The sequence below is a fragment of the Nonomuraea sp. NEAU-A123 genome, assembly GCF_018603905.1.
Lineage (GTDB): Bacteria > Actinomycetota > Actinomycetes > Streptosporangiales > Streptosporangiaceae > Nonomuraea.
The window spans coordinates 24,033-49,584 of the sequence record NZ_JAHFZZ010000042.1 but is presented as its reverse complement, the minus strand read 5'-3'; the positions used below and the strand labels follow the sequence as shown (position 1 = coordinate 49,584).

The following is a 25,552-nucleotide window of genomic DNA, read 5'->3' as shown; positions in this document are numbered from 1 at the left end:
ATATATGCGAGCGCTCAGCGCGCGGGGAAGGCAACCACCGTGGCCATGGGCGTGGGAGTGAGCGCTTCGGCGCAGTCGGCGCAGGCCATCACGGGCGCGTCGTCGGGGAAGCGCCCGACGCGCACCCGCGGCCTCGGCCACCTCTTGTGGCAGACGACGCACGCGTCACCGTCGAGCTGCGCGCAGCTCATGCCATCAGGGTCGAACGTCAACATGTCCCGTGCCGTTCTTGTCGGACCCCAGTTCATCACGCTCCCAGCTGCGGTGGGCCAGTCGTCTACCGGATCCGTTATAACCCCGGTCGCGCTCCTGATCGCCTAGTGGAGCGTCAAGCCCGGGTGAATTCTCTACCCGCTCCACGCCCCGTACACCTACAAAAACGGGCATCCAGCCGCAAGCTGGATGCCCGGTTCGTACGCTTTTCCTACAGGCTGGCGAACGCCTTCTCCAGGATGCCGAGACCTTCCTCAAGCAGGTGCTCGGGCATGACCAGCGGCGGCAGGAAACGCAGCACGTTGCCGTACGTGCCCGCGGTCAGCACCAGCAGGCCCTCCGCGTGACAGCGCCGGACGACCTCGGCGAGCGCGGCCGGGTTCGGCTCCTTCGTGCCCGGCAGGACCAGTTCGACGGCGATCATCGCGCCACGGCCGCGCACGTCGCCGATCACGTCGAAGCGCTCGCGCATCGCGTGGAGGCGGGGGAGCATGATCTCGCCGATGCGGCGGGCCTTGGCGACCAGGTCCTCCTCGGCGATGGTCTCCAGCACGCCCAGCGCGGCCGCGCAGGCGACCGGGTTGCCGCCGTACGTGCCGCCGAGGCCGCCGGGGTGCACCTTGTCCATGATCTCCGCGCGGCCGGTGACGGCGGCGAGCGGAAGGCCGCCCGCGATGCCCTTGGCGGTGGTGATGAGGTCGGGCACGACGCCCTCGTCCTCACAGGCGAACAGATGGCCGGTGCGGGCGAAACCGGTCTGCACCTCGTCGGCGACGAACACGATGCCGTTGTCCCGGCAGAACTCGGCGATCCTCGGCAGGAAGCCCTTGGCCGGCTCGATGAACCCGCCCTCGCCGGCGATCGGCTCGATCACCACGGCGGCGACGTTCTCCGCGCCGATTTGCTTGTTGATCATGTCGATGGCCTGTGCGGCGGCCTCCTCCGCGCAGTTCTCCGGGCCCGTCGGCCAGCGGTACGGGTAGGCCAGCGGCACCCGGTACACCTCCGGCGCGAACGGGCCGAAGCCCTGCTTGTAGGGCATGTTCTTGGCCGTCAGCGTCATGGTCAGCAACGTGCGGCCGTGGTAGCCGTGGTCGAACACGACGACCGCCGGGCGGCCCGTGGCGTGCCTGGCGATCTTGACGGCGTTCTCGACGGCCTCGGCGCCGGTGTTCAGCAAGACCGTGCGCTTCTCGTGGTCGCCGGGGGTCAGCTCGTTGAGCTTCTCGCAGACCTGCACGTACGACTCGTACGGGGCGACCATGAAACAGGTGTGGGTGAAGTCGGCGACCTGCTTCTGGACCCGCTCGACCACCTTGGGGGCGGCGTTGCCGACACTGGTCACGGCGATGCCGGAGCCGAAGTCGATCAGCGAGTTGCCGTCGGCGTCCTCGATGACGCCACCGCCGGCGCGGGTCACGAACACCGGCAGCACGGTGCCGATGCCCGGCGGCACGGCGGCCTGCTTACGGGCCAGCAACTCCTGCGATTTCGGGCCTGGGATCGCGGTGACGAGACGACGCTCCTGCGGAATGCTCATACCTCTGACGCTACGCCGGGCACCGACCTGGCCCGATGTGTCGATATGGCACACTGGGGGTGCCCATCTTTGCCGGAATGGACAACTCGTATGGCGCCTTCGCTGCGGACCGTGGTGCGACGGACAGGGCTGCGGCCGCTGGTCGGGACCTTGGACTCGGTCGTGCGCTGGGTGGCCGTCAGCGAGCTGGAGGATCCCACGCCCTATCTGGAGGGCGACGAGCTGCTGCTGACCACCGGTATGCGGCTGGAAGGCGACTTTTCCCAGTATGTCGCCCGCCTCGTGGCGCGTGGTGTGGCCGGGCTCGCCCTCGGCGTCGGGCTCTCGCACGAAGAGGTGCCGCCCGCCCTGCTGCAGGCGGCCGCCGCGGCCGGGCTGCCGCTGCTGGAGGTGCCGCGCGAGACGCCGTTCATCGCGGTCGGCAAGGCGGTCAGCGAGCTGCTCGCCGCCGAGCAGTACGAGGAGATCACCCGCGCCTTCGCCGCGCAGGGGCGCCTCACGCGGGCCGCGCTGCGGCCCGAGGGCCCGTACGCGGTCATCGACCGGCTGGCCAAGGAGGTCGGCGGCTGGGCCGCGCTGCTGGACGAGAACGCCGAGGTACGGCACGCCACCCACGGCTCCAAGGCCGAGGCGGCGGCCCGCGAGCTGACCCGCCTGCGCGGCGAGCACGGTGTCTGGCGGAAGGGCGCTTGGAGCGGGCGGCAGGGGGCTTCGAGTGGGCGGCTGCCCGCGAGCCTGGCGCTTTCCGGGCCGGACGAGCACGTCGTCGTGCAGCCGCTGGGTGGGGGGCCGCGGCCACGTGGGTTCTTCGCCGTCGGGGCGTCTCGGGCGTTCTCGCCCGTCACGCATACGGTCATCAACGCGGCCGGGTCGCTGCTCACGCTGGCCGTCGAGCAGGGCGGCGCCCAGCGGGAGGCCGAGCGACGGGTGCGCTCGGCCGTCCTGGGACTGCTGCTGGCCGGTGCGAAGGAGCCGGCAGGTGAGGAGCGGGCACGCGCGGTGCTGGCGCCGCTCGGCGAGCGGCTGCCGGAGGAGCCGGTGGTGGTGCTGGCGATGGCGGCCGACACGCTCGAATCGGTGGAGCCCCACGCCTTCACCGCCCGCCTCACCGAAGGCGGCCAGCACGCGTTGACCGCCCGCTTCGCCGAAGCCGACTCGCGCGGTCCCGCCGACTTGCGCAGCGGTGCCGACCGGCGGGGTGCCGCTGAGCGGTCGAAAGGGCCTGGAGCGGCCGTGGTGGTGCTTGTGGGTACGGAGGGGGCCGAAAAGGTGGCGGCGCTCGTCGGGGGGACCGTCGGGATGAGCTCGCCCGGTGCGTACGGCGAGCTGCCTGGCGCGCTCGACCAGGCCCGGCGGGCGTTCGAGAGCGGGCATGACGGCCTGGTCAGGTTCGCCGACCTCGCCGGGCAGGGGCTGCTGGGCCTGCTCGACCCGGCCACCGCCCAGGCGTTCGCGTCGGCGCTGCTCGCGCCCCTCACCAGGTACGGCTCGCGGGCCGACCTGATCGAGTCGCTGCGCGCCTATCTCGGCAGCAACGGCCACTGGGACGCGGCGGCCCAGCGGCTCGGCATCCACCGCCACACGCTCCGTTACCGCATGAAGCGGGTCACCGAGCTGCTGGGTCGTGATCTGGACGACCCCGGAGTGCGCGCCGAACTCTGGATCGCGCTGGCGGCTACGGCTTCGGCTTGTGCACCAGATAGCAGCAGATCGTCGCCATCGTGACCGCCTCGTAGGTGCGGCCGTCACGCAGGTGACCGGCCCGCTCCAGGCTGATCGCGCCCTGGGCGGCGGCCCACAGCGCGTCGGCGATCTTGCGGGGCTGGGTCGGGATGAGGTACCCGGCCGAGATGCAGTCGGCGATCACCCGGTCGAGGATGTTGAGCGCCGCGCGGGCCAAGGTCCTGGCCCGCTCGCTGGGTTCGAAACCGGGGATCGCCCGCTCGAACATCAAGCTGTAGTAGCCGGGCTCGGCCAGGCACGCCTGCCGGTAGGCGGGGCCGAGCGCGGTGAGGTTCTCGAGCGCGTCCCGCCGATGTGGCACCGCGTCCAGAAACCGCCGAAAGCGCTCGAATCCCTCCAGATAGAGGGCCTCCGCCAGCCCTTCCCGGTTGCCGAACATCGTGTAGATGACGGTGGTCGTGCAGCCGGCCTCCGTGGCGATTCTGCGCATGGTGAGGCTCTCTGGACCATCGCTGAGCAGGAGGTTCACCGCGACGTCGAGGAGCCGGGAACGCAGTTCGTCGTGGGTGGCCCGCTCACCGAGCAAGTAGGCCCCTTGGAGCCCGAGCGGCGCCGAGGAGGTCATGGGGCCACGCCTTTCTGCTCGGGGGCCCGCCGCGCTGAGGGACCCGCACACGATGACTTAGCCAGACGGGAGAATGTTCAAACCGCTCTGCATGGTAAACATCCCGAATTAGGTCTACTTCTGTTACATCCTGGGTAGGCAAGGGAGGTTGTACTTAACGGTGAGGTCTGGTGGGAGTCTTGTGCACGGTGGTGTACGTCCCCGATCTCCGCCGTGGCATAACGTCGTGAACATGGACGTGCGTACCTTCTGGCTCGCGGGCCGACCCGCCACCGGCGACTCCGAGCTCACCGTGACCAATCCCCACGACGGTCGCGAGGTCGGCCGCTGTTCCGTGCCGACCGACGGCCAGATCGAGGAGGCCGTCGCGGCCGCTCACACGGTCGCCGGGCAGGCCGCCGCGCTCCCCGTGCACGTGCGCGCCGAAGCGCTGGCCCACGTCTCGCGCCGCCTCTCGGAGCGGGCCGACGAGATCGCCCACCTGATCACCGCCGAGAACGGCAAGCCGATCTTCTGGGCGCGCGGTGAGGTCTCGCGGGCGATCGCCACGTTCCGCTTCGCCGCCGAGGAGACCCGCCGCTGGTCCGGCGACGTGCAGCGGCTGGACACCGAGCCCGCCGCCGCCGGCCGCCTGGCGTACGTCTCCCGCGTGCCGTACGGTCCGGTGCTCGCGATCACGCCGTTCAACTTCCCGCTGAACCTGGTGGCCCACAAGGTGGCGCCCGCCATCGCGGTGGGCGCGCCCGTCATCGTCAAGCCCGCGCCCGCCACGCCGCTCACCTCGCTCCTGCTCGGCGAGATCCTGGCCGAGACGGACCTGCCCGCCGGGATGTTCTCCGTGCTGCCGGTCGAGAACGAGCGCGCCTCCGGCCTGGTGCTCGACCCGAGGCTGCCGGTGGTGTCGTTCACCGGCTCCGCGCCGGTCGGCTACGCGATCGCCGACCAGATCCCGCGCAAGCACGTGACGCTGGAGCTGGGCGGCAACGCCGCGGCGGTGGTGCTGGCCGACGCCGATCTCGACTGGGCGGCCAAGAGGGTGGCCCTGTTCGCCAACTACCAGGCCGGTCAGAGCTGCATCGCCGTGCAGCGGGTGATCGTCGAGCGGCCCGTCTACGACGCGTTCGTCGAGCGCCTGCTCCCGGCCGTCGACGGGCTCGTGACCGGGGACCCGGCCGACGAGAAGACGCAGGTCGGGCCGCTGGTCTCGGTGCACGCCGCCGAACGCGTCGAGCAGTGGGTCCGGGAGGCGGTGGACGCGGGCGCCCGCGTGCTGACGGGCGGCACCCGCGAGGGCGCCACGGTCGCGCCGACCGTGCTGGCCGACGTGCCCCACGACGCGAAGGTCCTCCGCGAGGAGGTCTTCGGGCCCGTCGTGGTCCTGCAGCCCGCCGCGTCGATCGACGAGGCGTACGCGATGGTCAACGACTCCAAGTACGGGCTGCAGGCCGGGGTGTTCACGCGGTCACTGGACGCGGCCTTCCGGGCCAACCGGGAACTGGAGGTGGGCGGCGTGATCATCGGCGACGTCCCGTCGTACCGGGCCGACCAGATGCCGTACGGCGGCGTCAAGGACTCCGGCATCGGCCGCGAGGGTCTTCACTCGGCGATGACGGACTTCACGTACGAGAAGGTCATGGTGTTGACCGGACTGTCGCTCTAGCTCTATGCCCGCTGGGCGGTGTCGAAGAGGGCCTTGGCGGCGTCACCGAAGTACGGGCCGTACATGGTGCGCTGGTCGTCGCTGTACTTGAAGCTGCTCAACGACGTGATCTCGCCGATGCCCGTGGCCGGGTCGAAGCCGGACAGCCACGGGCCGCCGCTGGAGCCCGCCGTCATGTCGCAGCCCAGGCCCTGGTCGCGGGTCTGCTTGTAGGGGTCGCCGTGCAGGCGGCCCGCGCAGTAGACCAGGTGCTCGCCGTTGTACGGCGGGTCGGCCGGGTAGCCGAAGCCGAACGTCTGGCCGCCACGCGGGGCGTTGAAGGCGATCCGTTGCGCGCCCACCACATCGGTGACGTGCTGGCTGTCCGCGGTCGTCAGGGCCACCATGCCCATGTCGTAGCTGTCGTCGGCGGCGTGCGCCCACGGGCCGGTGACGAACATGCGGCGGGCCGCGTACTGGCCGTACGGGTGCCCGCCGCCCGTGCGATAGCCGGGCACGAACTGCCAGTTGGCCGCCCACTCGCCGGTGCCGTCCTTGACGCAGTGGCCGGCCGTGACCACGAGGTCCCTGCTGGCGCTCTGCACCGTGCTCGCGGAGCAGACGAAGTCGATCCCGCCGACGGTCAGGAAGACGCGGCCGGTGGTGCGGGTCACCGCGCCGCCGGTCAGCCAGCGGGAGCCGGACGTGGTGGTCTGGGGCCTGGCCGACTGGAGGCGCGGGGTGGGGATCTTGGCCTTGCCGCCGGTCAGGCCGGGTGCCGCGGTGATCCCCGTCTTGTCGGCGAGCTTGTTCAGCAGGCCGTTGCCCTTGGTGACGATGCCGAGCATGTCGATCGGCAGGGCGTCGGCCATCCGGGCCGGTGTCCAGTAGTCGAGCACGCGCCGCTGCTCGGCGGGGGTGCGGGCGGCCACGTGCTCGACCACCTCCATCCGCTTGGCCGTGTGCACGACCGGCTTGGTGATGGCAGGGGCAGAGTGGTGGTGCTGGACGGGCATGGCGCCGATGAGCGCGGGGCCCATCAGTCCCGCGACGAGCGGCACACCTGTCAGCAAGGGGGTGCTCAGGGTCATGACCCCCGAGTGTGCACCACAAGATGTGTCCTTGTGACTACTTTCGGTGAATACCCTCAGAGGGCGTTGGTGCTCTGGGCGGCTTGGTAGACGGCTTGGGCCTCTGACCCGAAATAGGGGCCGAACATCAAGTTCGGGGCGAAGTTGTATTTAAAACTGTTGACGGAGTTCTGGATACCGAGGCCGGTCGACTCGGTGAAATTCTGGAACCATGGACCACCACTCGAACCACCGGTCATATCGCAGGTCAGACCCTGGTCTTCGGACAACAGGAAATCGTCGAACGTACGGCCGCTGCAATAGATCAGCTTGGCGCCGTCGTACGGGGCCGCCGCCGGGTAGCCGAACGCGTACATCCGCTGCCGCCTGGCCTGGTTGAACGCCACGCCCTGGCCGCCCACGGCGTCGGTCAGCGTCTTGCCCTGCAGCGGCGCCACGACGGCGGCGGCGACGTCGAAGTCGATGTCCTCGCTCGCGTTCCACTGCGGGGTGGTCAGCAGCCTGGTGGCCGCCCAGGTGCCGCTCGGGCGGTTGCCGTTCTCGTAGCCGGGGACGAACACCCAGTTCGTGTGGAAGGTGCCGCCCAGTTTGACGCAGTGGCCCGCGGTGAGGACCACGCTCTTGTTGGCGCTGGTCACGGCCGAGCCCGAGCAGGAGGCGTTGCGCCCCTGGTAGGTGAAGAAGACGCGGCCCGTCGTCTTCGTGATCGCGCCGCCGCCGGTCCAGGGGGCGCCGCCGCTGCCGGCGAGCTGCTGCTGCGCTCCGCTGGTGGGCGGGGCCGTCCAGGGGGTGCCGGTGGTGGGCTCGCCGGGGCTGCTCATGGCCGGCTTGGCCCCTTTCTTGGGCGCGGGGGCGGTGAGCGGCTGGGCGGTCTCCATCTTCTGCGGGGTCCAGTACCGCAGGACGGCCTGCTGTTCGGAGGTGGAGTCGGCGGCCGCCTTCTGGGCGGGCTTGGGCCCCGGCCGCGCCTGCGCCGGCCCCGCCGGGAACAGGGCGCCCCCGGCGGCGAGGGTGAGGATGGAAAGCAGAACGACTCTGCGGTGCATTACGTACCTCCCGAAATCCCGGATCTGAGCCTGGAAGGTAGCGGCCTCAATATCCCCATTTCTCAGGATTTGCGAATACGGATATGGTGATATTTGGGCATTGATGTACTCGAATAGCTGGCGTCACATTCGTTGCCGTATTTAGGGACGGCGGAGCCGCGTGCCCGGTCGCTTCCCGCAGCGGGGACAATGGACGGGTGCATGCAGACACCCTCCGCTCCGTCGTCGTCCTCGGCTCCACCGGCTCGATCGGCACCCAGGCGCTCGACGTCATCGGCGCCGACCCGGGCAGGTTCAGGGTCGCCGGGCTCGCGGCCGGTGGCGGGAAGGCCGAGCTGCTGGCCGAGCAGGCGGCCTCCTACGGCGCCGAGGTGGTGGCCGTGGCCGATGCCGCCGCCGTACCCACGCTGAAAGAGGCGCTCGCGGCGCGCGGCGCGAGCCCGGTGGTGCTCGCGGGCCCCGAAGGGGTCGCGGAGGTGGCGGCGTGGCCGTGCGACACGGTGCTCAACGGCATCACCGGCGCGCTCGGCCTGACCTCCACGCTGGTCGCGCTGGAGGCGGGCAGGACGCTCGCCCTGGCCAACAAGGAGTCGCTGATCATCGGCGGGCCGCTGGTCAAGCGGCTGGCCGCGCCGGGGCAGATCCTGCCCGTCGACTCCGAGCACTCGGCCGTGCAGCAGTGCCTGTGGGCCGCCGGGCCAGACGGGCACCGTCCCGAGGCGGTCAGGCGGCTGGTCATCACCGCGAGCGGCGGGCCGTTCAGGGGGCGCAAGCGCGCCGACCTGCTGGACGTCACGCCCGAGATGGCCCTGGCGCACCCCACCTGGTCGATGGGGCCCATGATCACCATCAACTCGGCCACCCTGGTCAACAAGGGGCTGGAGGTGATCGAGGCGCACCTGCTGTTCGACATCGGCTTCGACAGGATCGAGGTCGTGGTGCATCCTCAGTCGATCATCCACTCCATGGTCGAGTACATCGACGGCTCCACCATCGCCCAGGCCAGCCCGCCCGACATGCGGCTGCCCATCGCGCTCGCGCTCGGCCACCCCGGGCGGATCGCGGGCGCCGCCCGTGCCATCGACTGGACGCGGGCCCACACCTGGACCTTCGAGCCGCTCGACGACGAGGCGTTCCCCTCCGTCGCGCTGGCCAGGCACGTCGGCACCGAGGGCGGCACCGCGCCGGCCGTCTACAACGCGGCCAACGAGGCGTGCCTGGAGGCGTTCATCGGGGGCAGGCTGCGGTTCCCCGCGATCGTCGACACGGTCGCCAAGGTCGTCGAGGAGCACCGGGTGACCCCCGCGGACTCGGTCGAGGAGGTGCTGGCCGCCGACGCCTGGGCACGTGCCCGCGCGACGGAGCTCGTACGGAGCGTGGCCGCCGGATGAGACCTGGGACGGAGCTCACAGCCCGGCAGTCCCACGGGCTACCTACACTGGATACCGTTACCAAACTCAAGGGTTGAAATGTCTCCTGTAGCACTCGGCATCCCCGCGGTCCGCCCCAAGCCCCTCGCCGAACGCCGACACTCCCGCCAGATCATGGTCGGCAGTGTCCCGGTCGGCGGCGACGCGCCGGTCTCCGTGCAGTCGATGACCACCACGGTGACCGCCGACATCAACTCCACCTTGCAGCAGATCGCCGAGCTGACCGCCGCCGGGTGCCAGATCGTCCGGGTGGCCGTGCCGTCTCAGGACGACGCCGACGCGCTGCCGGCGATCGCCCGCAAGTCGCAGATCCCGGTCATCGCCGACATTCACTTCCAGCCGAAGTACGTGTTCGCCGCCATCGAGGCGGGCTGCGCGGCCGTGCGCGTCAACCCCGGCAACATCAAGAAATTTGATGACAAGGTGGGCGAGATCGCGCGGGCCGCGGCCGATCACGGCGTGCCGATCCGCATCGGCGTCAACGCCGGCTCGCTCGACCCCCGGCTGCTGCAGAAGTACGGCAAGGCGACCCCCGAAGCGCTGGCGGAGTCGGCGCTGTGGGAGTGCTCGCTGTTCGAGGAGCACGGCTTCCGCGACATCAAGATCTCGGTCAAGCACAACGACCCGGTCGTCATGATCAACGCCTACCGGCTGCTGGCCGGAAAGTGCGACTACCCGCTGCACCTGGGCGTCACCGAGGCCGGGCCGGCCTTCCAGGGCACGATCAAGTCGGCGGTCGCGTTCGGGGCACTGCTGGCGGAGGGCATCGGCGACACCATCCGCGTCTCGCTGTCGGCGCCGCCGGTCGAGGAGGTCAAGGTCGGCACGCAGATCCTGGAGTCGCTGGGGCTGCGGGAGCGGGGGCTGGAGATCGTCTCGTGCCCGTCGTGCGGCCGGGCGCAGGTGGACGTCTACACGCTGGCGGAGCAGGTGCAGGCGGGCCTCGAAGGGCTGAAGGTGCCGCTGCGGGTGGCCGTGATGGGCTGCGTGGTGAACGGCCCCGGCGAGGCTCGCGAGGCGGACCTGGGCGTCGCGTCGGGCAACGGCAAGGGGCAGATCTTCGTGAAGGGGGAGGTCGTGAAGACGGTCCCCGAGTCACAGATCGTCGAGACACTGATCGACGAGGCCCTGCGCATCGCCGACGAGATGGGCATCGCCCTCGACGGCGATCCTGAGGTCGTCGTCGGCTAATTTACGGGCATATTTTATGGCTCAGCCCGGTTGGCCCCAGACGCCGACCGGGCTGAGCCCTGTCCAGGGACACGCTCCTCTGGTGGAGGTGGTGCGGCGCCGTGACGTGCGCATGCTTGGCCAGTGGCGTGGAAAACCTCGGTCGTGCGTTACGGCGTGCAATTGGGTGATTACATAATGGTAAGCATTTAGCCATACCCAGCGTCACGACTCGGTTACGTGCGGGAGCATCGGTCCTCCTACTGAAGGGGAGGCCGTGTGAAGCGGGTCGTAAGGGTTGTCGTCGGGTTGGCGATGCTGGTGCCGGCGCTGGGAGCCGGTGGGGCCATGGCCGGGACCGCCGGAGCCACCGGGAGTTCGGTCGGGTCGCCGTTGGACTGGGGAGCCTGCCCGGTGTCGGCGAAGGCGGAGGCGGCCGGTTCCGGGGCGGTCATCAGCAGGTCCGCGCCCGCGGTGAGCGGCGTCGAGTGCGCCACCGTACGGGTGCCGCTCGACTACCATGAGCCGTTGGGGCAGTCGATCACGCTGGCGCTCAACCGGATCAAGGCCAAGGTGCCGCGCGACGGCAACCACCTGGGCAGCCTGCTGGTGAACCCGGGCGGCCCGGGCGCCTCTGGGCGGTCGCTGGCCGAGTACGTGTCGGCGGCGCTCTCGCAGAAGGTCGCCGACCGCTACGACATCATCGGCTTCGACCCGCGCGGCGTGGGCAACAGCGAGCCCTCGATGCACTGCGTCGACGCCGCCACCTACTACGCCCCGCCCAGGCCCGACGCGGTGCCGCGCGGCCAGGAAGACGAGAAGGTGCTGCTCGGCCGGGCCACCGACTACGCCAACCGGTGCGGTGACCTGTGGGCGTGGCTGCTGCCCCACCTGACCACCGAGAACACCGCCAGGGACATGGACGCCATCCGCGCGGCACTCGGCGAGCCGCAGATCAGCTTCCTCGGCTACTCCTACGGCACCTACATCGGCGCCGTCTACGCCACGCTCTTCCCCGACCGGGTCAAGCACCTCGTCATGGACAGCACGGTCGACCCGGAGGGCGTCTGGTACAAAGCCAACCTGGCCCAGGACAAGGCCTTCGAGCGCAGGCACCACGAGTTCCTCGCCTGGACCGCCAAGAACAACAACGTCTACAAGCTCGGCGGCTCGGCCACACAGACCACGTTCGCCTGGTACGCGATGCGCTCCCGGCTGCACGACCGCCCGGCCGGCGGGGTGGTCGGCCCGAGCGAGCTCGACGACACCTTCACCGTGGGCGGCTACACCGACCGGATCTGGCCCGACCTCGCCGCCGCCTGGTCGAAGTACGTGCGGCAGGGCGACGCGAAAGGGCTGGTCGACGTCTTCAACAAGTACGGCAAGCAGGACGCCGACGACGAGAACGGCTACGCCATCTACCTGAGCGTGCAGTGCCGCGACGTCCAATGGCCAAAGTCCTGGACCAAGTGGCGGACGGACATGACGCGCATGCACAAGCAGGCGCCGTTCCTGACCTGGCCCAACGCCTGGTACAACGCGCCGTGCGCGTTCTGGAGCGTGCCCGGCGGTACCCCGGTCAAGATCCATGCGTCCCGGCGGCTGCCCTCGATCCTGATGATCCAGTCGAAGGACGACGCCGCGACGCCGTACCAAGGCGCCCTGAACATGCGCAAACTGTTCCCGAGCGCCCGCATGATCGTCGACGGGGGCGGCAACCACGGCGCCTCGCTGGCCGGGAACCAGTGCGTGGACCGCCACCTGGTCGCCTACCTGCTCGATGGCACGGTGCCGCGGCACGGAGCCGAGTGTCAGAGACTGCCGGCGCCCAAGCCCATGGCCCATATGGCGGCCTCTGGTCCACTAGGTCACGAAAGGCTCACCGAGCTCCTGTCCAGATGAGCTATTCGGTGGTCGTTCGCGTAGTCTGACCATGTGATGCTGCGTACATCGGCGTCGCGTGTGCTCGATGACAGCGACCGGGACGAGGCTCTCGCCTTGCTCGACCTCGACCCGGTCGCCAACGTCTTCGTCTCCTCCCGGGTGCGGACCGTCGGACTCAATCCGGCGCGCCTGGGCGGGCAGATGTGGGGGTTCGGACCGCGCGGCGGGCTCGTCTCGCTCTGCTACGCCGGGGCAAACATGGTGCCGGTCAACGCCGGTCCCGAAGCCGTGCACGCGTTCGCCGACCGCGCTCGCAAGCAGGGCCGCCGCTGCTCGTCCATCGTGGGTCCCGCCGACGCGGTCTCGCTGCTGTGGGAGCGGCTGGAGCCGTACTGGGGCCGGGCGCGGACGATCCGCTGGGCACAGCCGGTCATGGCCACCTCGCGCAGGTCGCCCGTCCCCGCCGATCCGCTGGTCCGGCGGGTGCGCCCGGACCAGTTCGAGACCCTGCTGCCGGCCTGCGTCGCGATGTTCACCGAGGAGGTGGGGGTCTCGCCCAACCTCGGCGACGGCGGCGCCCTCTACCGGACCAGGGTGGCCGAGCTGATCCGCATCGGCAGGTCGTACGCGCGCATCGACAACGGGCGCGTGGTGTTCAAGGCGGAGGTCGGCGCGGTCACCCCGCACGCCTGCCAGATCCAGGGCGTATGGGTCGATCCCGCGCTGCGCGGACAGGGGCACGCGGTGGCCGGCATGGCCGCGGTCGTGGACGCCGCCCTGGACTGCTTCGCTCCCGTGGTCTCGCTGTACGTCAACGACTTCAACCAGTCGGCGCGGGCGGTCTACCGGAAGGTGGGTTTCCACGAGGTCGACACGTTCATGTCTGTACTGTTCTAGCCATGATCTTGGTGACTGGAGCCACGGGCAACGCCGGTGGGGCGCTGGTGCGCACGCTGGCAGAGCAGGGCGCCGAGGTGCGGGCGCTGGTGCGGCACGAGGTCGAGCTGCCCGCCGAACTGGCTCTCGGCGATCTCAACGATCCTGAGTCGGTGGCGGCGGCGCTGTCCGGGGTGCGCGGGGTGTTCCTGCTCAGCGGTTACGACCGCATGGACGAGACGCTCGCCGCCCTCAAGGCGGCCGGAGTGGAGCACGTGGTGCTGCTGTCGGCCAGCGCCGCGGAGGCCCGCGACCTGGACAACCCGATCTCGGGCTACCACGTACGGTCCGAGGCGCTGGTGCGCGAGTCGGGCGTGCCGTGGACGGTGCTGCGGCCGCGTACGTTCATGTCCAACACGCTGCAGTGGGCCGATCAGGTCCGGTCCGGGGACGTCGTGCGGGCCGCCTTCCCCGAGGTGGCGGTCGCGACCGTGGATCCGCTCGACATCGCGGCCGTGGCCGCCGCCGCGCTGCTCGGCGAGGGGCACGACCAGCGGGTCTACCCGCTGACCGGGCCCGAGTCCCTGCGGCCCGCCGACCGGGTGCGGATCCTGGGCGAGGCGCTGGGCCGGGAGCTGCGCTTCGAGGGGCTGACGGATGAGCAGGCGCGGGCCGAGATGAGCGCGGGCATGCCTGAGGCGTACGTGGACGCGTTCTTCGGGTTCTTCGTGCGGGGCGAGCTGGACGAGTCGGCCGTGCTGCCCACGGTGGCCGAGGTCACCGGGCGCCCGCCGCGCGGCTTCGCGGACTGGGCGGCGGCCAACGCGGACGCGTTCCGCTAAAGCCGGGTTGGCGGCGGCTGCCGTTCGCGCGTCCGACTGGCGGTGACCTAGTGACGGCCGCTGTCGGCTGGTGGCCGGTGCCTTCGGTTAGAGCAGGACCAGTTTGTCGAACAGTCTGGCCAGCTCGGTGCCGGGGTCGGCGGTGAGACCGGCGTGGACCGGGCCGGTCTGCACGATCGTGCTGCGCGGCGCCGTCAGCCAGCGGAACCTGCCGCCGAGCGACTCCCCGGTCAGCGGTCCCGCCTCGTCGCCGCAGGCCAGTTCGTACGCGCCGAGCGCCTGTCGTACACCGTCGACGTCCGCGGCCGGGTCGAGCGCGCGCAGCCGGGCCGCGTCGAGGGCGACCCGTGCGCAGAGGTAGCCGCGCGGCTGGCAGTAGAGCAGCACGCCCACGTTGATCAGCTCGCCGCGCTCGACCCGTGGCACCACGCGGATCACCGCGTACTCGTAGACATCCCGGCTCATCGGTCGCCTCCGCGCCAGAACTCGCCGACGGACCCAGGCCCCGAGGGTCTGCCGGTCGGTGCTTCGGGCCGTTTCAGCCACTCGTGCGGTCCCTGCGCGCGCCTGAGCAGGTGGTCGACATAGGCATCGCGTACGGCCTGCGCCGAGTCGAAGCCCGGCTCGTCGTCGAGCCATTCGTCGGGCACCAGGGCGGTCACGGTTTCGAGGAGCTCAGGAGTGATCTTCGCGGACAGATCTGCCGCCGCGCCTTCGAGGTCGGTGGCGAACGGCGCCAGCACATGATCCCCCACGTCGAACGGCCGTCGCGGGTCCGCCGTCGGCCAGTTGTGGTGGAACCAGAGCGCCGCGCCGTGGTCGATCAGCCACATCTCGCGGTGCCAGATGAGCAGGTTGGGGTTGCGCCAACTGCGGTCGACGTTGTGGATCAGGCCGTCGAACCAGACCACCCGCGAGGCGAACATCCAGTCGGGCGTCCACGCCAGCGGCTCGAACCCCAGGGCGCCGGGCAGGAAGTCGATCGCCAGATTGAGGCCGGTGCTGGCCTTGAGCAGGTCCTGCACCTCTTCGTCAGGCTCCCGGATGCCGATCTGCGGGTCGAGGTCGATCAGCTTGAGCTCGGGAGTGCGGAGTCCGAGCCGCCTGGCCAGCTCACCCGAGATGATCTCCGCCACCAGGACCCTGCGGCCCTGGCCCGCGCCCCGGAACTTCACCACGTACGTGCCGAGATCATCAGCCTCGACGACGCCCGGTAGTGATCCGCCTTCGCGCAGCGGCGTCACATAGCGGGTCGCCGCGATCTCATCCAGCACCACACGAGGTTATCGCCCGTTGAGAGCACTTTCGCTCCCGCCGCCGCCCCGACCGGCGCGAACAGCGTTGCGCGGGTCCTCGGAGGATGGGTCAGGAGCGGGCCCGGACGGCGGCCAGGATGATGCGCCGGATCAGGCCGCTGCCCAGGCGGATGAAGATCCAGTAGCGACGGAAGGCGCGGCGGGCGTCGGGGCTGGTGGCGAGCACCCTGGTCTCGGTGACCAGGCGGATGCGCCCCGGCCCCGCGTCGTCCAGCAGGAAGCTGAACGTCCCCTTCGCGTAACCGGGCCGGTCGAAGGCTCGAAAGTCGTCCGCGTCGCCGATCGCCGGGGTGTGCTCGGCGCGGCCCAGACGCCACCACTGCCCGATCGTGCCCAGGACGATCTCCCGCATCGGGTCTACGGCCAGCGGCGTGAAGGTGGGTGCGTCCTGCTTCTGCCGATCGCCGGAGGAGCGGGAGAACAGGCGCCGGACGGCGAACAGCGGCTTGGCCAGGCGGATGTCCTGCGGGTTGAGGTGGGTGAGCGCCTGCCAGACGCGGTCGCGGGAGGCGTTGATCACGATCGAGTGCCGCTCCGCCGCATGCGGGCGGGGGATGAAGTCGTCGACCAGCGTCGGCATGGGGGGCTCCTCGGTCTCTCGTCGGCCTCTTCGCGGCTTCCATACGGCTGCGTATGGAAGCGACTATACGCCGCCGTATGGCAGGCTGTTGGTGCGGGGCGAAGTTCCGTGCGGGGCGAAGTTCCGTGCGGGGCGAAGTTCCGTGCGGGGCGGAGGTTTCGTGCGGGCGGAGGTTTCGTGCGGGGCAAGGGTCTTGCGGGGCGAAGGCCCCGTGCAGGGCAAGGGGTCGTGCGGGCAAGGGGTCGTGCGGGCAAGGGGTCGTGCGGGCAAGGGGTCGCGCGAGGCAAGGGGTGTGCGGCGCGGTGCACGGCCGGCCTGGGTGGGGCGCGGTCGGGTGAGGGAGGGTGTGGGGTGGTGGAGCGGTTGGGGCCGGACGACTGGGCGCGGGCCGCGTTGAAGGCGCTCGCGGAGGGTGGGCTGGGCGCCGTGGCGGTGGAGCCGGTCGCGGTGCGGCTCGGCGTCTCCAAGGGCAGCTTCTACTGGCACTTCGCCAACCGCCGGTCGCTGGTCGAGGCGGCGCTGGCGCGCTGGGAGGACGAGACCGAGCAGGTCATCGCCCGGCTGGAGGTGCTCGACGACCCGGTGGCGCGGATGCGGGCCCTGCTGGACCTGGCCTTCGGTGACGAGCAGGATGCGGCGATCTCGTTCCGGCTGATCAGCGAGGCGGACGATCCGCTGGTCGGCGAGGTGGTGCGGCGGGTGAGCGACCGCCGCTTGAGGTACATGCAGAACGTCCTGCACGAGCTCGGCCAGCCGGAGGAGGAAGCGCGCAGGCGAGTGCTGGCGGCCTACGGCACCTACCTCGGCCTGGCCGCCCTGATGCGCATCGGAGCGGTGGCCGAGATGCCGGGCGCCCTGGTCGACCTGGCGATGGCCGAGCTGGGCCTACCCGCGACCGCCCCCTCATGACGACGGCGCCTCATGACGACGGCGCCTCTCCCAGAGGCCGGCCTCGCCTGTGGCGATCGCGGCCCCGACCCCTCGTCGCGGCCGGGGTCACATCTTCGCGATGACCTCCCCCGCGAACCGTTCCATGGTGGCGACCTTGAGTTCCAGGCTGCCTTCGCCGTACCGCGCCTTCTCCTCGGCGCTGGCGAGCCACCACGGGGCGGCCATCGTCCCGGTGACGCCCTTGGCGGCGAAGCGCCGGAAGGTGTCGGCGTCCGGCAGCACGGCCAGTGGAGCGATGATCTCGAACGGCCCCGTCCTGCCGTACTCGTCCAGCAACTGCCGCAACGAGCCGAGGACGGTGTCGAGCTGCTCCTCCGTGTAGATGCGGTTGCCGATCCAGCCGTCACCCAGCCGGGCCGCCCGGCGCAGCGCCGCCTCGCTGTCGCCGCCCACCAGGACCGGGATCGGCTCGGCAGGCGTGGGCGAGATGGACAGCTCGGGCAGCCCGTCGATCGTGACGGTCCGCCCGCTCCAGAGGTCGCGTAGCGCCGGGATCATCTCGTTGAGCCGCCGCCCGCGGGTGTGGAAGTCCTGGCCGGTGGCCGCGAACTCCTCCGCGCACCACCCGACGCCCACCCCGAACGTGACGCGGTCCCGCGACAGCACCGCCGCCGTGGACACCTGCTTGGCCACGGTGAACAGATCGCGGGCCGGGGCGATGTAGACGTTCGGGGCGAAGCGCAGCGTGTTGGTCACCGCGGACATCGCGCCGATCGTCACCCACACGTCCGGCCAGTGCGTTTCGGCGGTCCAGCGTGGCTTGCCCGACTTCGAATAGGGGTAGGGCGTCGCGAAGTCGGCGTAGAAGAGGTGGTCCGACAGCGTGAGCGTGTCGAACCCGCACTTCTCAGCCGCCCTGGCCAGATCGACGAACTGATCGGTGTCCGCGAACGAGGCCCCCAGCCAGAATTTCACTGGAACTCCGGGATGACCTTGGTGGCGAACAGTTCCAGGTTCCGCTTGACCGTGTCGAGCGGCAGCACGCCCTGCTGTCCCTGCATGTAGAGGCCGAACCACTCCAGGTCGGGCATTCGGTCGAGCATCCGCTGGATGCCGCGCTTGACGTCGTCGGGGGTGCCGAACAGCGCCATCTCCACGTCGTTCATCCGCTTGGCGTCGCCCTTCTCGGGGGAGATGGGCTTGTGTTTCTCGTCTTCCTTCTTCCGCAGCACTTCCAGGTAGCCGAACGGGCCGAAGAAGGCGGCGAAGTCCTTGGGGATGCTGCGGCCGAAGGTGTTGATCGCCTCCTCGGTCGTCTCCGCGATGCCGACGATCTTGAGGATGCCGGTGTGCTCGCCCAGCTTGTAGTCGCGGCCCTGCCTGGCGGACTCCTCCTGGTAGAGCTTGGCCTTGGCGGCGTGGTCGTCGGGGTTCGGGGTGAACATCCACGGCAGGATGTTCTCCTGCGCGGCCCTGATGACCGAGCGGTCGGAGATCGTGAACGGCTGCCACAGCTCCGGATGCGGGTTCTGGTACGGCCTCGGGCAGACCGAGATGGCCTGCACCTTGTCGTCGTCCGAGATCTCACCGGGGGCGCCGAACGTCTTCGTCCACTCCAGGGCCGGCCAGCCCTCGATGCCGTCGAACGGGTAGGGGATCTCGTAGTCCAGTACGTCGGACTTGTAGCGGAGCGTCTCCTGGGTCCAGGCCATCTTCATGATCTTCAGGACCTCGCCGAAGACGTCGAAGTTCCGGGTGTCGGAGGCCGAGCCGTCGGAGCGGGCGGCCGCCGCGTGCCAGCGCTGGCCCAGCACGTTCATCCACCGGTTCTGGTAGCCCCTGGCCACGCCCAGCCGGAGCCGCCCCTTGCAGAACTGGTCGAGGAGCGCCACGTCCTCCGCCGCCCGGATGGGGTCCCAGGCGGGCAGCACCATGCCGAGCGGCGCGAGCAGGATGCGTTCGGTCCTGGCCGCGAGGTCGGTGAGGAACATCAGTGGGTTGACCGAGAACTCCATGCCTTCCGAGTGGAAGTGGTGCTCGGTCATCATCAGCGCGTCGAAGCCGATCTGGTCGGCGTGGACGGCGATCTCCCGCACCTCGTGCAGCAGCTTCTGGTACGACTCCGTGTCACGCCCGATGGGACGCTTGGCCTTGGCGTTCTCCTCGGCCGCGTATCCGGAGCCTGGAATCTGCGGATTCAGGAAGATGGAAAACTTCACCAGGAGACCTCTTTCCGCGGGGCGCTTCTCTGTCCGGCAAGCTACTCTAGAAATCTTAGCCGAGCAATCGCTTGGTTGACGTCAAGGAGAGTCGTATGCGGCTTGGTGTCACCATGTTCACCACGGATCTGGGCATGCCGGTCGTGGACCTGGCCAAGGCTGCCGAGGAGCGCGGATTCCACTCCCTCTACGTGCCGGAGCACACCCACATCCCGGTCTCGCGGCGCACGCCGCACCCGATGGGGCTGGGCGAGCTGCCCGAGGAGTACAAACGGACGCTGGACCCGCTCGTCGCGCTCTCGTTCGCCGCCGCCGTCACCGAGCGGCTGGTCGTCGGCACCGGCATCCTGCTCCCCGCCCAGCGCGACCCCATCGTGACCGCCAAGGCGATCGCCACCCTCGACCACCTCTCCGGCGGGCGCGTGGTGGTCGGCGTCGGCTTCGGCTGGAACGTGGAGGAGATCGAGAACCACGGCGTGGAGTACGGCAGGCGGCGCGCGGTCGCGCGGGCCAACGTCCTGGCCATGCGGAAGTTATGGCGGGACGAGGTGGCCGGTTTCGAGGGGTTCGAGCCGTCATGGTCGTGGCCCAAGCCGATCTCCGCACCGCCCGTCTACATCGGCGGCGCGGCGGGCCCGAAGCTGTTCGCGCACGTCGCCGAGTACGCCGACGGCTGGATCCCGATCGGCGGCAAAGGCATCAAGGCCGCGCTGCCCGCCCTGCGCGAAGCCTGCGAGAAGGCGGAGCGGCCGATGGCGAAGGTCATCCCGTTCGGGACGCTGCCGACCAGGGAGAAGCTCGACTACTACGCCGAGCTGGGCATCGAGGAGTCGGTGGCCAACCTGCCCAGCGGCTCGGCCGACGAGATCCTGCCGCTGCTCGACGAGTACGCCCGGCTCATCTGAGACTGCCGTAATCTCGGAGGCCTCCCAGGCAAGGTCGAGGCGATGCGGCGGGCGCGGGTGTGGCAGGTGGTCGTGGCCGGTGCCGGGCTGGTCATGGGGGTGGCCGGGTTCGTGCTCTGGCTGCGTGGGGCGCAGAGCCCCGGGCTGGCGGGTGAGTGGACGGGGTCGGTCGGCACGTCAGTCCGCGCGGGGACGGCCGGGACGGGGCCGGTCTTCCCGGTGGTGATGGAGCTGGCCGACGGTGGCTCGGCCCTGCGGTGGGATGTGGGGCTGCGTTGTTCGGGGCGGCTCAAGCCGACCAGGAGCCGGCTCGTGTTCACGCTCGACCGGGTCAAGGGCGAGGGGTGCGTTCCGGGGATGCTGCGGGTGTTCCCGACGCCGGAGCTCGACCAAGTAGCCATCAAGATGACACGTCAGGGTGACACGGACATCACCTATTCAGGCACGCTCTCGCGACATTCTTGACGGGATGTGTCACGGTCAGGCGGCATTGCGCCGATCACCGTTGACTCTCCAGCGTCCGTTCCCTTCAGTGGATGGGGAAAGGCGGGTGGCGGCGAGGGGAGGCAACCCCGTGCCAACGGCACAGCCACTCAGAACGGGGGATCCGCGGCGGCTCGGCGCCTACGAGCTGTCCGGGCGTCTGGGTGAGGGCGGCCAGGGCGTGGTGTACCTCGGGACGAGGGACGAGGACGTCTACGCGGTCAAGCTGCTGCACGGACCCGTGGGGGACGAGAAGCTGGCGTTCCTGCGGGAGGTGGAGCTGGCCAAGCATGTGGCGCGGTTCTGCACGGCCCAGGTGATGGACGCCGGGTTCGACGAGGGCCGGCCGTACATCGTGAGCGAGTACGTCGACGGGCCGTCGCTGCAGCGCGAGGTGGCGATCACCGGGCCGCGCCGGGGCGCGGCGCTCGAACGGCTCGCCGTGAGCACGGTCACCGCGCTGGCGGCGATCCACCGCGCGGGCATCGTGCACCGCGACTTCAAGCCGCAGAACGTGCTGCTCGGCCCGGACGGGCCACGGGTGATCGACTTCGGGCTGGCCAGGGCGCTGGACGCGGCGGCCACGGTGAGCGGGCGAGGAGTCGGCACGCCCGCGTACATGGCGCCGGAGCAGATCACCGCGTCGGCTCTCACGGGGGCGGCGGACGTCTTCTCGTGGGGCGCCACGATGTGCTTCGCGGCCAACGCGTCGGCGCCGTTCGGGCAGGACTCGGTGGCGCCGGTGCTGCACCGCATCCTGACCGCGCCGCCGGAGCTGGGACGGCTGGACGGGCGGTTGCGGGAGCTGGTGATCGCGTGCCTGGACAAGGACGCCAGGAACCGGCCCGCCAGCCGGGAGTTGCTGCTCGCGTTGCTGGGCGACTCCGACTTCGTGCCGCCGGAGGTGCTGCGCTCGCCGCCGCCGCACATCCTGCGGGTGATGCCGGCTCCGTCGGTGGCGCACGGGGGGTCGAACCGCCCTCCGGCGTACCCGATGGCCGAGCCCGAGGCGACGGGGGCGCCGGCCGGTTACCGGCTGCGCGGCGCCTCGTCGGACGACGGCACGTCCTGGCCGCCGATGGTCCCGCCGCAGGGCTCCGGGGAGCCGGGCGTGCGACAGGACGTCGGGCCGCCAAACGATGGCGGCGGCTCCTCTGACGGCGGCGCTCCGGGGCTCTCGGGTGAGCCGGGGAAGCGCACGCGCCAGGCCGTGGGCCGGGCGGCTCTCGCGGTCACCGCCGCGCTTCTGGTGAGTGGCACCGTGCTGGTCGCCGTACTGCTGCCGACGGTCAGGGACGGCGCTCAGGTGCGTCCGCAGGCGATCGAGCGGCCGTCCGTCGTGACGACCGGGCCGCCCTCGACCGCGACCGCGCCCGAACTCGGCCGGCCGGCGACCAGGCGGGGAGAGCGGGCGCTGGGCAGCCATCCGCCGACCACGCAGTCTCCGCCGGCCGGGCTCGCGGGGGTGCGGGTGCCGGTGGTGGCCGGGATGGACCGGTCGACGGCGATCAAGGCGATCAAGCGGGCCGGGTTCGCGGTGGGGGCGGTCACGCAGGTCGACTCGCGGCAGAAGATCGGTCAGGTGTTGAGCAGCAGTCCCGCCGGTGGGGTCACGGTGGCGCGGGGGAGTACGATCTCGCTTCAGGTGTCGGCGGGGCTGGCCGTTCCGGCGGTCGTCGGGCGGGGGAGTAAGCAGGCGGAGGCGGCGCTGGTCGGTGCCGGGCTGGTGGTGGGCGAGACCACGAGCACCTGTTCCGATCGGCCGGACGGACAGGTGATGTCCAGCCGGCCGGGGGCGGGCAGCCGGGTCTCCGGTGGTACGAAAGTGGCGCTGGTCGTCGCCCGCCACGGGGCCGCGGTGCCAGCCGTCGTCGGGGAGTCCAAGGCGGCGGCTCGGGCCGCGCTCCAGGCGGCCGGGATGGCCGTGAGTTTCAAGACGCAGGTGGTCACGGACGAGGCGCAGGTGGACGTGGTGCTGGCGCAGGGTGTGGCGGCCGGGAGCTGCGCCAAGCCGGGCGCCACCGTGGTCGTGACCGTCGGCGTCGCGGGCCAGGGCGACCCCGATCCCACCGAGCCCACACCGACGCCCACCTCGGAAACCCCTCCGGCCCCGGAGTGACAGCCCCCGGAGTGGCTAGCTCTCTCCAGCGGGGGTGACGATCACGCCCTCCAGGCGGGATCTCTCGGCCGCCCAGGCGATGAGATGGCTGTGCAGGCTCTCGCTCGGCGAGGAGAGGATCGGCGCGCGGTCGCGGGTGCGTACCGCGGTCAGGAAGGCGTCGACCAGCGCCTTGTCGCCGCCCCCGTGCCCGCCGGCGGCCGTCCCGTCACCGGTCGGCCGGGTGTCGACGGTCTCCTGCCCGCCGGTGCGGAAGTCGGTGACGTCGAGCCGCTCGCCGTCGCCCTCGATCGAGCCGTGGGTGCCGAAGATCCGGGTCTGCCGGCGCAGGGCGGGGGTGAAGGCGGTCATGGTGAAGGAGACGGTGACGCCGCCCTCGAACTCCAGGTTCACCACCTGGTGGTCGACCACGTCGTTGTCGCAGGCGTACACGCACCTGCCGTACGGGCCGGTCCGGAGCGCTTCGAGGATGCCGCGCTCGGAGAGGTCGTCGGTGACCACGTTCAGCGGCCACACGTCCCTGCCGGCCAGCGGCAGGTAGACGCGCTTGGCCGAGTAGGGGCAGGTGTCCTCGACGGCGCAGTCGAGGCAGCGGTCGGCCGCGCCCTCGGGCCGGTGCTCCGGCCTGAAGTGCTTGAGGCCGCCGAACGACGACACCTTGGCGACCCGCCTGCCGGTGAGGTGCACGAGCCAGTCGAGGTCGTGGCAGGACTTGGCGAGCAGCATGAACGTCGACTCGTCGGACCTGCGCCAGTTGCCGCGTACGTAGGAGTGCGCCTGGTGCCACCAGCCGACCGGCTCCAGGTGCTGGATGCTGACGATCTCGCCGATCCGGCCGGAGTCGAGCAGCGCCTTCAGCGTGCGGGTGTACGGGGTGTAGCGCAGCACGTGGCAGACGGCGAAGATCGCGTCGGAGCGCTCGGCGGCGGCCACGATCGTCCGGCAGTCGTCCTCGGAGACGGCCATCGGCTTCTCCAGCAGGATGTCGTAGCCCAGCTCGGCGAACCGCACCGCGGGCTCGACGTGATCGGCGTCCTGCGTCGCGATGATCACGGCGTCCGCCTGCCGGGGGAGCGCCGCCAGCTCGCGCCAGTCCGCGTATTGGGCCGCGCCGGGATGCCTGGACCTGCGGCTTTCGACCGGATCGGCCACCGCCACCACCCGCGCCCCGCCGGACTCGACGGCATGGCGAGCGTAGGAGGTCCCCCGAGAACCCGCGCCGACGACGGCCAGCGTCACCATTCCGCCTCCACTTATGTAACCAGATACCGTATGTCCGGGCCGATGCTAGGATCCGGGCAGTTGGTCGTCAATAGCGAAGTTATGGGAAAGGGTCGCGAAAGTTGACCGAGCTCCGGCCGGGCGACGCTTCACTGTTGCGCAAGGTGAACACCCAGGCCACGCTCAGGGCCCTGCGGCGCGAGGGCGTGTCCACGCTGACCCGGCTCGGCCGGATCACCGGGCTGTCCAGGCAGACCGTCGAGACGGTGCTCGACGAGCTGAAGGACCGGGGCTGGGTCAGGGAGGTCCCTCCTGACGAGGGTGTCATGGGACGGCCCGCCCGGCGGTTCGGGTTCCGGGCGGACGCCGGATACGTGGTGGGCGCCGAGGTGGGCGGCGAGAAGATCGTCGTGTCGGTGGCCGACCTCAACGGTGAGGTCGTGGCCCGCGAACGGGTCGCCGTCTCCGAGGACGCCGCCGCGCCCGAGCGGCTGGAGGCCGCCCGCAGCGCCGCGCTGGCCTGCGTCGACGGCGCGGGCCTCTCGCGGGCGCGGGTGCTGGCCGTGTCGGCGGGCACCCCGGGCATCGTCGACCGCTCGGGACGGGTGTCGCTGTCGCTCACGCTGCCGGGGTGGACGGGCGTGGACCTGGCGGGGCTGGCCGGACGGTGGTTCGACTGCCCGGCGCTGGCCGCCAACGACGCGAACCTCGCGGCGCTCGCCGAGCACTGGCGGGGCAGCGCCCAGCACGCCTCCGACGTCGTCTACATCCTGGTCGGCCACCGGCCGGGCGCCGGCATCCTCATCGGCGGGCGCCTGCACGCCGGGCGGTCGGGAGCGGCGGGCGAGATCGGCACGCTGCGCCAGGTCGGCTGGGAGGACGCCGCGAAGGAGCTGGTCAAGGAGGGCGGCGCGGCCGAGGTGTTCGCGGCGGCGGAGGCGGGTGACGCGCTCGCCTCGCGCCGGGTGGACCACTACGCCGAGAACCTGGCGATCGGCGCCTCGGCTCTGGTGCTGAGCCTCGACCCCGAGCTGCTGGTGATCGGCGGCGGCTACTCGCGGGCGGGCGACGTGCTGCTCGGCCCGTTCCGCCGCCACCTGGCCGAGCTCTGCGTGAGCGCGCCGGAGGTGGTCGCGTCCACGTTCGGTGCGGAGTCGGTCGCCTTGGGCGGGGTACGGCTGGCGCTCGACCACGTCGAACGCGAGGTGCTCGGCCTCTAGACGGCCAGGGCGGTGCGGACCAGCAGCTCGCGCACCGTCTCCTCCGGCAGGTCCATCGTCTGCACGACGCCCCACTGCAGCGCGCCGAGCACGGCCCAGCCGCGGACGCGGGCCGCGGCGTCGGGGTCCGGTCCGGCGAGCCTGGCGAAGATCTCGTCCCTGAAGGGCCTGATGGCCTCGCCCGGCGAGCCCGGCAGCGCGTCGTCGGCGCCGACGATCTCCTCCATCAGCAGGCGGATGACCATGCGGTGGCGTACCACGAAGGTCGCCAGCGCCTCGACGAACGCCTGCCGGTCGCCCGCGAAGTCGGTGTCCAGCAGGACGCACATGTCGTCGCCGGCGGGCGCGGTGAGCTCGGCGGCCAGCCGGTCCTTGGGATGGAAGTGGTAGGCCACAGCCGTCTTGGTCAGGCCCACGGCGGCGGCGATGTCGGCCAGCGAGGTGGCCGCGTAGCCGTGGACCGCGAACAGCTCCCTGGCGGCGGCCAGGATCCGGGAGCGGGTGTCGTCGGCTGTGTTCATCATCTCATTTCCCTGTGATCTACAGCCTTCCGGATATT

Annotated in this window: 24 protein-coding genes; 12 read left to right on the top strand and 12 right to left on the bottom strand. The window is 70.9% G+C overall.

Annotation, left to right across the window (positions count from 1 at the left end; all coding sequences use genetic code 11):
- Positions 1-14 precede the first annotated feature (14 nt).
- A complete protein-coding gene (locus KLK06_RS57315; protein WP_308169013.1) occupies positions 15-191 on the bottom strand; it encodes a hypothetical protein in 177 nt (58 codons plus the stop codon).
- A 233-nt stretch (positions 192-424) separates the two neighbouring features.
- Positions 425-1,753, bottom strand: coding sequence for a 4-aminobutyrate--2-oxoglutarate transaminase (gene gabT / locus KLK06_RS57310; RefSeq protein ID WP_214644330.1), 1,329 nt, complete (start codon positions 1,751-1,753; stop codon positions 425-427).
- 111 nt (positions 1,754-1,864) lie between these two features.
- Between gabT and KLK06_RS57305 the strand changes: the two genes are divergently transcribed.
- On the top strand, positions 1,865-3,478 hold the full coding sequence (locus KLK06_RS57305; RefSeq protein WP_374197211.1) for a PucR family transcriptional regulator: 1,614 nt from the start codon (positions 1,865-1,867) through the stop codon (positions 3,476-3,478).
- Here the strand turns inward: KLK06_RS57305 and KLK06_RS57300 are convergent.
- Complete coding sequence (locus tag KLK06_RS57300) at positions 3,429-4,061, bottom strand: TetR/AcrR family transcriptional regulator (RefSeq protein ID WP_214644328.1); 633 nt, start codon at positions 4,059-4,061, stop codon at positions 3,429-3,431. The two genes, KLK06_RS57305 and KLK06_RS57300, sit on opposite strands and share 50 nt — an antisense overlap.
- Before the next feature lie 232 nt (positions 4,062-4,293).
- On the opposite strand from KLK06_RS57300, the gene KLK06_RS57295 reads away from it, so the two are divergent.
- Positions 4,294-5,721 carry an aldehyde dehydrogenase family protein gene (locus tag KLK06_RS57295; RefSeq protein ID WP_214644327.1) on the top strand — a complete coding sequence of 476 codons (1,428 nt, stop codon included), beginning with the start codon at positions 4,294-4,296 and terminating at the stop codon, positions 5,719-5,721.
- A 2-nt stretch (positions 5,722-5,723) separates the two neighbouring features.
- Here KLK06_RS57295 and KLK06_RS57290 read toward each other — a convergent pair whose 3' ends face one another.
- On the bottom strand, positions 5,724-6,791 hold the full coding sequence (locus tag KLK06_RS57290; RefSeq protein ID WP_250907646.1) for a serine protease: 1,068 nt from the start codon (positions 6,789-6,791) through the stop codon (positions 5,724-5,726).
- A 56-nt stretch (positions 6,792-6,847) separates the two neighbouring features.
- Positions 6,848-7,837 carry a serine protease gene (locus tag KLK06_RS57285; protein ID WP_214644326.1) on the bottom strand — a complete coding sequence of 330 codons (990 nt, stop codon included), beginning with the start codon at positions 7,835-7,837 and terminating at the stop codon, positions 6,848-6,850.
- Between the two features lie 197 nt (positions 7,838-8,034).
- On the opposite strand from KLK06_RS57285, the gene dxr reads away from it, so the two are divergent.
- From dxr to KLK06_RS57260, 5 genes are all read left to right on the top strand, one after another.
- Complete coding sequence (dxr, locus tag KLK06_RS57280) at positions 8,035-9,228, top strand: 1-deoxy-D-xylulose-5-phosphate reductoisomerase (RefSeq protein WP_214644325.1); 1,194 nt, start codon at positions 8,035-8,037, stop codon at positions 9,226-9,228.
- Between the two features lie 78 nt (positions 9,229-9,306).
- Entirely contained in the window at positions 9,307-10,458 is a 1,152-nt protein-coding gene (gene ispG / locus KLK06_RS57275) for a flavodoxin-dependent (E)-4-hydroxy-3-methylbut-2-enyl-diphosphate synthase (protein WP_214644324.1), read from the top strand.
- 258 nt (positions 10,459-10,716) lie between these two features.
- Positions 10,717-12,339, top strand: coding sequence for an alpha/beta hydrolase (locus tag KLK06_RS57270; RefSeq protein WP_308169012.1), 1,623 nt, complete (start codon positions 10,717-10,719; stop codon positions 12,337-12,339).
- Between the two features lie 36 nt (positions 12,340-12,375).
- Positions 12,376-13,218 (top strand): GNAT family N-acetyltransferase, encoded by an 843-nt coding sequence (locus KLK06_RS57265; protein WP_214644347.1) that lies wholly within the window; start codon positions 12,376-12,378, stop codon positions 13,216-13,218.
- Between the two features lie 2 nt (positions 13,219-13,220).
- Positions 13,221-14,039, top strand: coding sequence for an NAD(P)H-binding protein (locus KLK06_RS57260; RefSeq protein ID WP_214644323.1), 819 nt, complete (start codon positions 13,221-13,223; stop codon positions 14,037-14,039).
- An 87-nt stretch (positions 14,040-14,126) separates the two neighbouring features.
- Here KLK06_RS57260 and KLK06_RS57255 read toward each other — a convergent pair whose 3' ends face one another.
- From KLK06_RS57255 to KLK06_RS57245, 3 genes are all read right to left on the bottom strand, one after another.
- Positions 14,127-14,504: a DUF3037 domain-containing protein gene (locus KLK06_RS57255; RefSeq protein WP_214644322.1), complete on the bottom strand. Its 378-nt coding sequence runs from the start codon at positions 14,502-14,504 to the stop codon at positions 14,127-14,129.
- Entirely contained in the window at positions 14,501-15,313 is an 813-nt protein-coding gene (locus tag KLK06_RS57250) for a HipA family kinase (protein ID WP_214644321.1), read from the bottom strand. The genes KLK06_RS57255 and KLK06_RS57250 overlap by 4 nt, the downstream gene beginning before the upstream one ends.
- Positions 15,314-15,404: 91 nt before the next feature.
- On the bottom strand, positions 15,405-15,935 hold the full coding sequence (locus KLK06_RS57245; protein ID WP_214644320.1) for a hypothetical protein: 531 nt from the start codon (positions 15,933-15,935) through the stop codon (positions 15,405-15,407).
- A gap of 351 nt (positions 15,936-16,286) precedes the next feature.
- Here KLK06_RS57245 and KLK06_RS62875 point away from each other — a divergent pair, with 351 nt between their 5' ends.
- Positions 16,287-16,844, top strand: coding sequence for a TetR/AcrR family transcriptional regulator (locus KLK06_RS62875; RefSeq protein ID WP_214644319.1), 558 nt, complete (start codon positions 16,287-16,289; stop codon positions 16,842-16,844).
- 87 nt (positions 16,845-16,931) lie between these two features.
- On the opposite strand, the gene KLK06_RS57235 is transcribed toward KLK06_RS62875, so the two are convergent.
- Both KLK06_RS57235 and KLK06_RS57230 read right to left on the bottom strand, forming a co-directional pair.
- Positions 16,932-17,801 (bottom strand): TIGR03619 family F420-dependent LLM class oxidoreductase, encoded by an 870-nt coding sequence (locus KLK06_RS57235; RefSeq protein ID WP_214644318.1) that lies wholly within the window; start codon positions 17,799-17,801, stop codon positions 16,932-16,934.
- Positions 17,798-19,045, bottom strand: coding sequence for an LLM class flavin-dependent oxidoreductase (locus KLK06_RS57230; RefSeq protein ID WP_214644317.1), 1,248 nt, complete (start codon positions 19,043-19,045; stop codon positions 17,798-17,800). The genes KLK06_RS57235 and KLK06_RS57230 overlap by 4 nt, the downstream gene beginning before the upstream one ends.
- Positions 19,046-19,140: 95 nt before the next feature.
- Between KLK06_RS57230 and KLK06_RS57225 the strand changes: the two genes are divergently transcribed.
- The 3 genes from KLK06_RS57225 (at position 19,141) to KLK06_RS57215 (ending at position 22,552) form a co-directional block, all read left to right on the top strand.
- Positions 19,141-19,950, top strand: coding sequence for a TIGR03619 family F420-dependent LLM class oxidoreductase (locus tag KLK06_RS57225; RefSeq protein ID WP_214644316.1), 810 nt, complete (start codon positions 19,141-19,143; stop codon positions 19,948-19,950).
- 42 nt (positions 19,951-19,992) lie between these two features.
- The gene (locus KLK06_RS57220; RefSeq protein ID WP_214644315.1) at positions 19,993-20,415 is read left to right on the top strand and encodes a hypothetical protein; all 423 of its coding nucleotides are present in this window, start codon (positions 19,993-19,995) and stop codon (positions 20,413-20,415) included.
- A gap of 109 nt (positions 20,416-20,524) precedes the next feature.
- Positions 20,525-22,552: a PASTA domain-containing protein gene (locus KLK06_RS57215; protein WP_308169011.1), complete on the top strand. Its 2,028-nt coding sequence runs from the start codon at positions 20,525-20,527 to the stop codon at positions 22,550-22,552.
- Positions 22,553-22,567: 15 nt separating this feature from the next.
- Here KLK06_RS57215 and KLK06_RS57210 read toward each other — a convergent pair whose 3' ends face one another.
- On the bottom strand, positions 22,568-23,794 hold the full coding sequence (locus tag KLK06_RS57210; protein ID WP_214644313.1) for a Gfo/Idh/MocA family protein: 1,227 nt from the start codon (positions 23,792-23,794) through the stop codon (positions 22,568-22,570).
- Between the two features lie 101 nt (positions 23,795-23,895).
- Here KLK06_RS57210 and KLK06_RS57205 point away from each other — a divergent pair, with 101 nt between their 5' ends.
- Positions 23,896-24,993 (top strand): ROK family transcriptional regulator, encoded by a 1,098-nt coding sequence (locus KLK06_RS57205; RefSeq protein ID WP_214644312.1) that lies wholly within the window; start codon positions 23,896-23,898, stop codon positions 24,991-24,993.
- Here the strand turns inward: KLK06_RS57205 and KLK06_RS57200 are convergent.
- Positions 24,990-25,517 (bottom strand): TetR/AcrR family transcriptional regulator, encoded by a 528-nt coding sequence (locus KLK06_RS57200; RefSeq protein WP_250907644.1) that lies wholly within the window; start codon positions 25,515-25,517, stop codon positions 24,990-24,992. The two genes, KLK06_RS57205 and KLK06_RS57200, sit on opposite strands and share 4 nt — an antisense overlap.
- Positions 25,518-25,552: the final 35 nt, after the last annotated feature.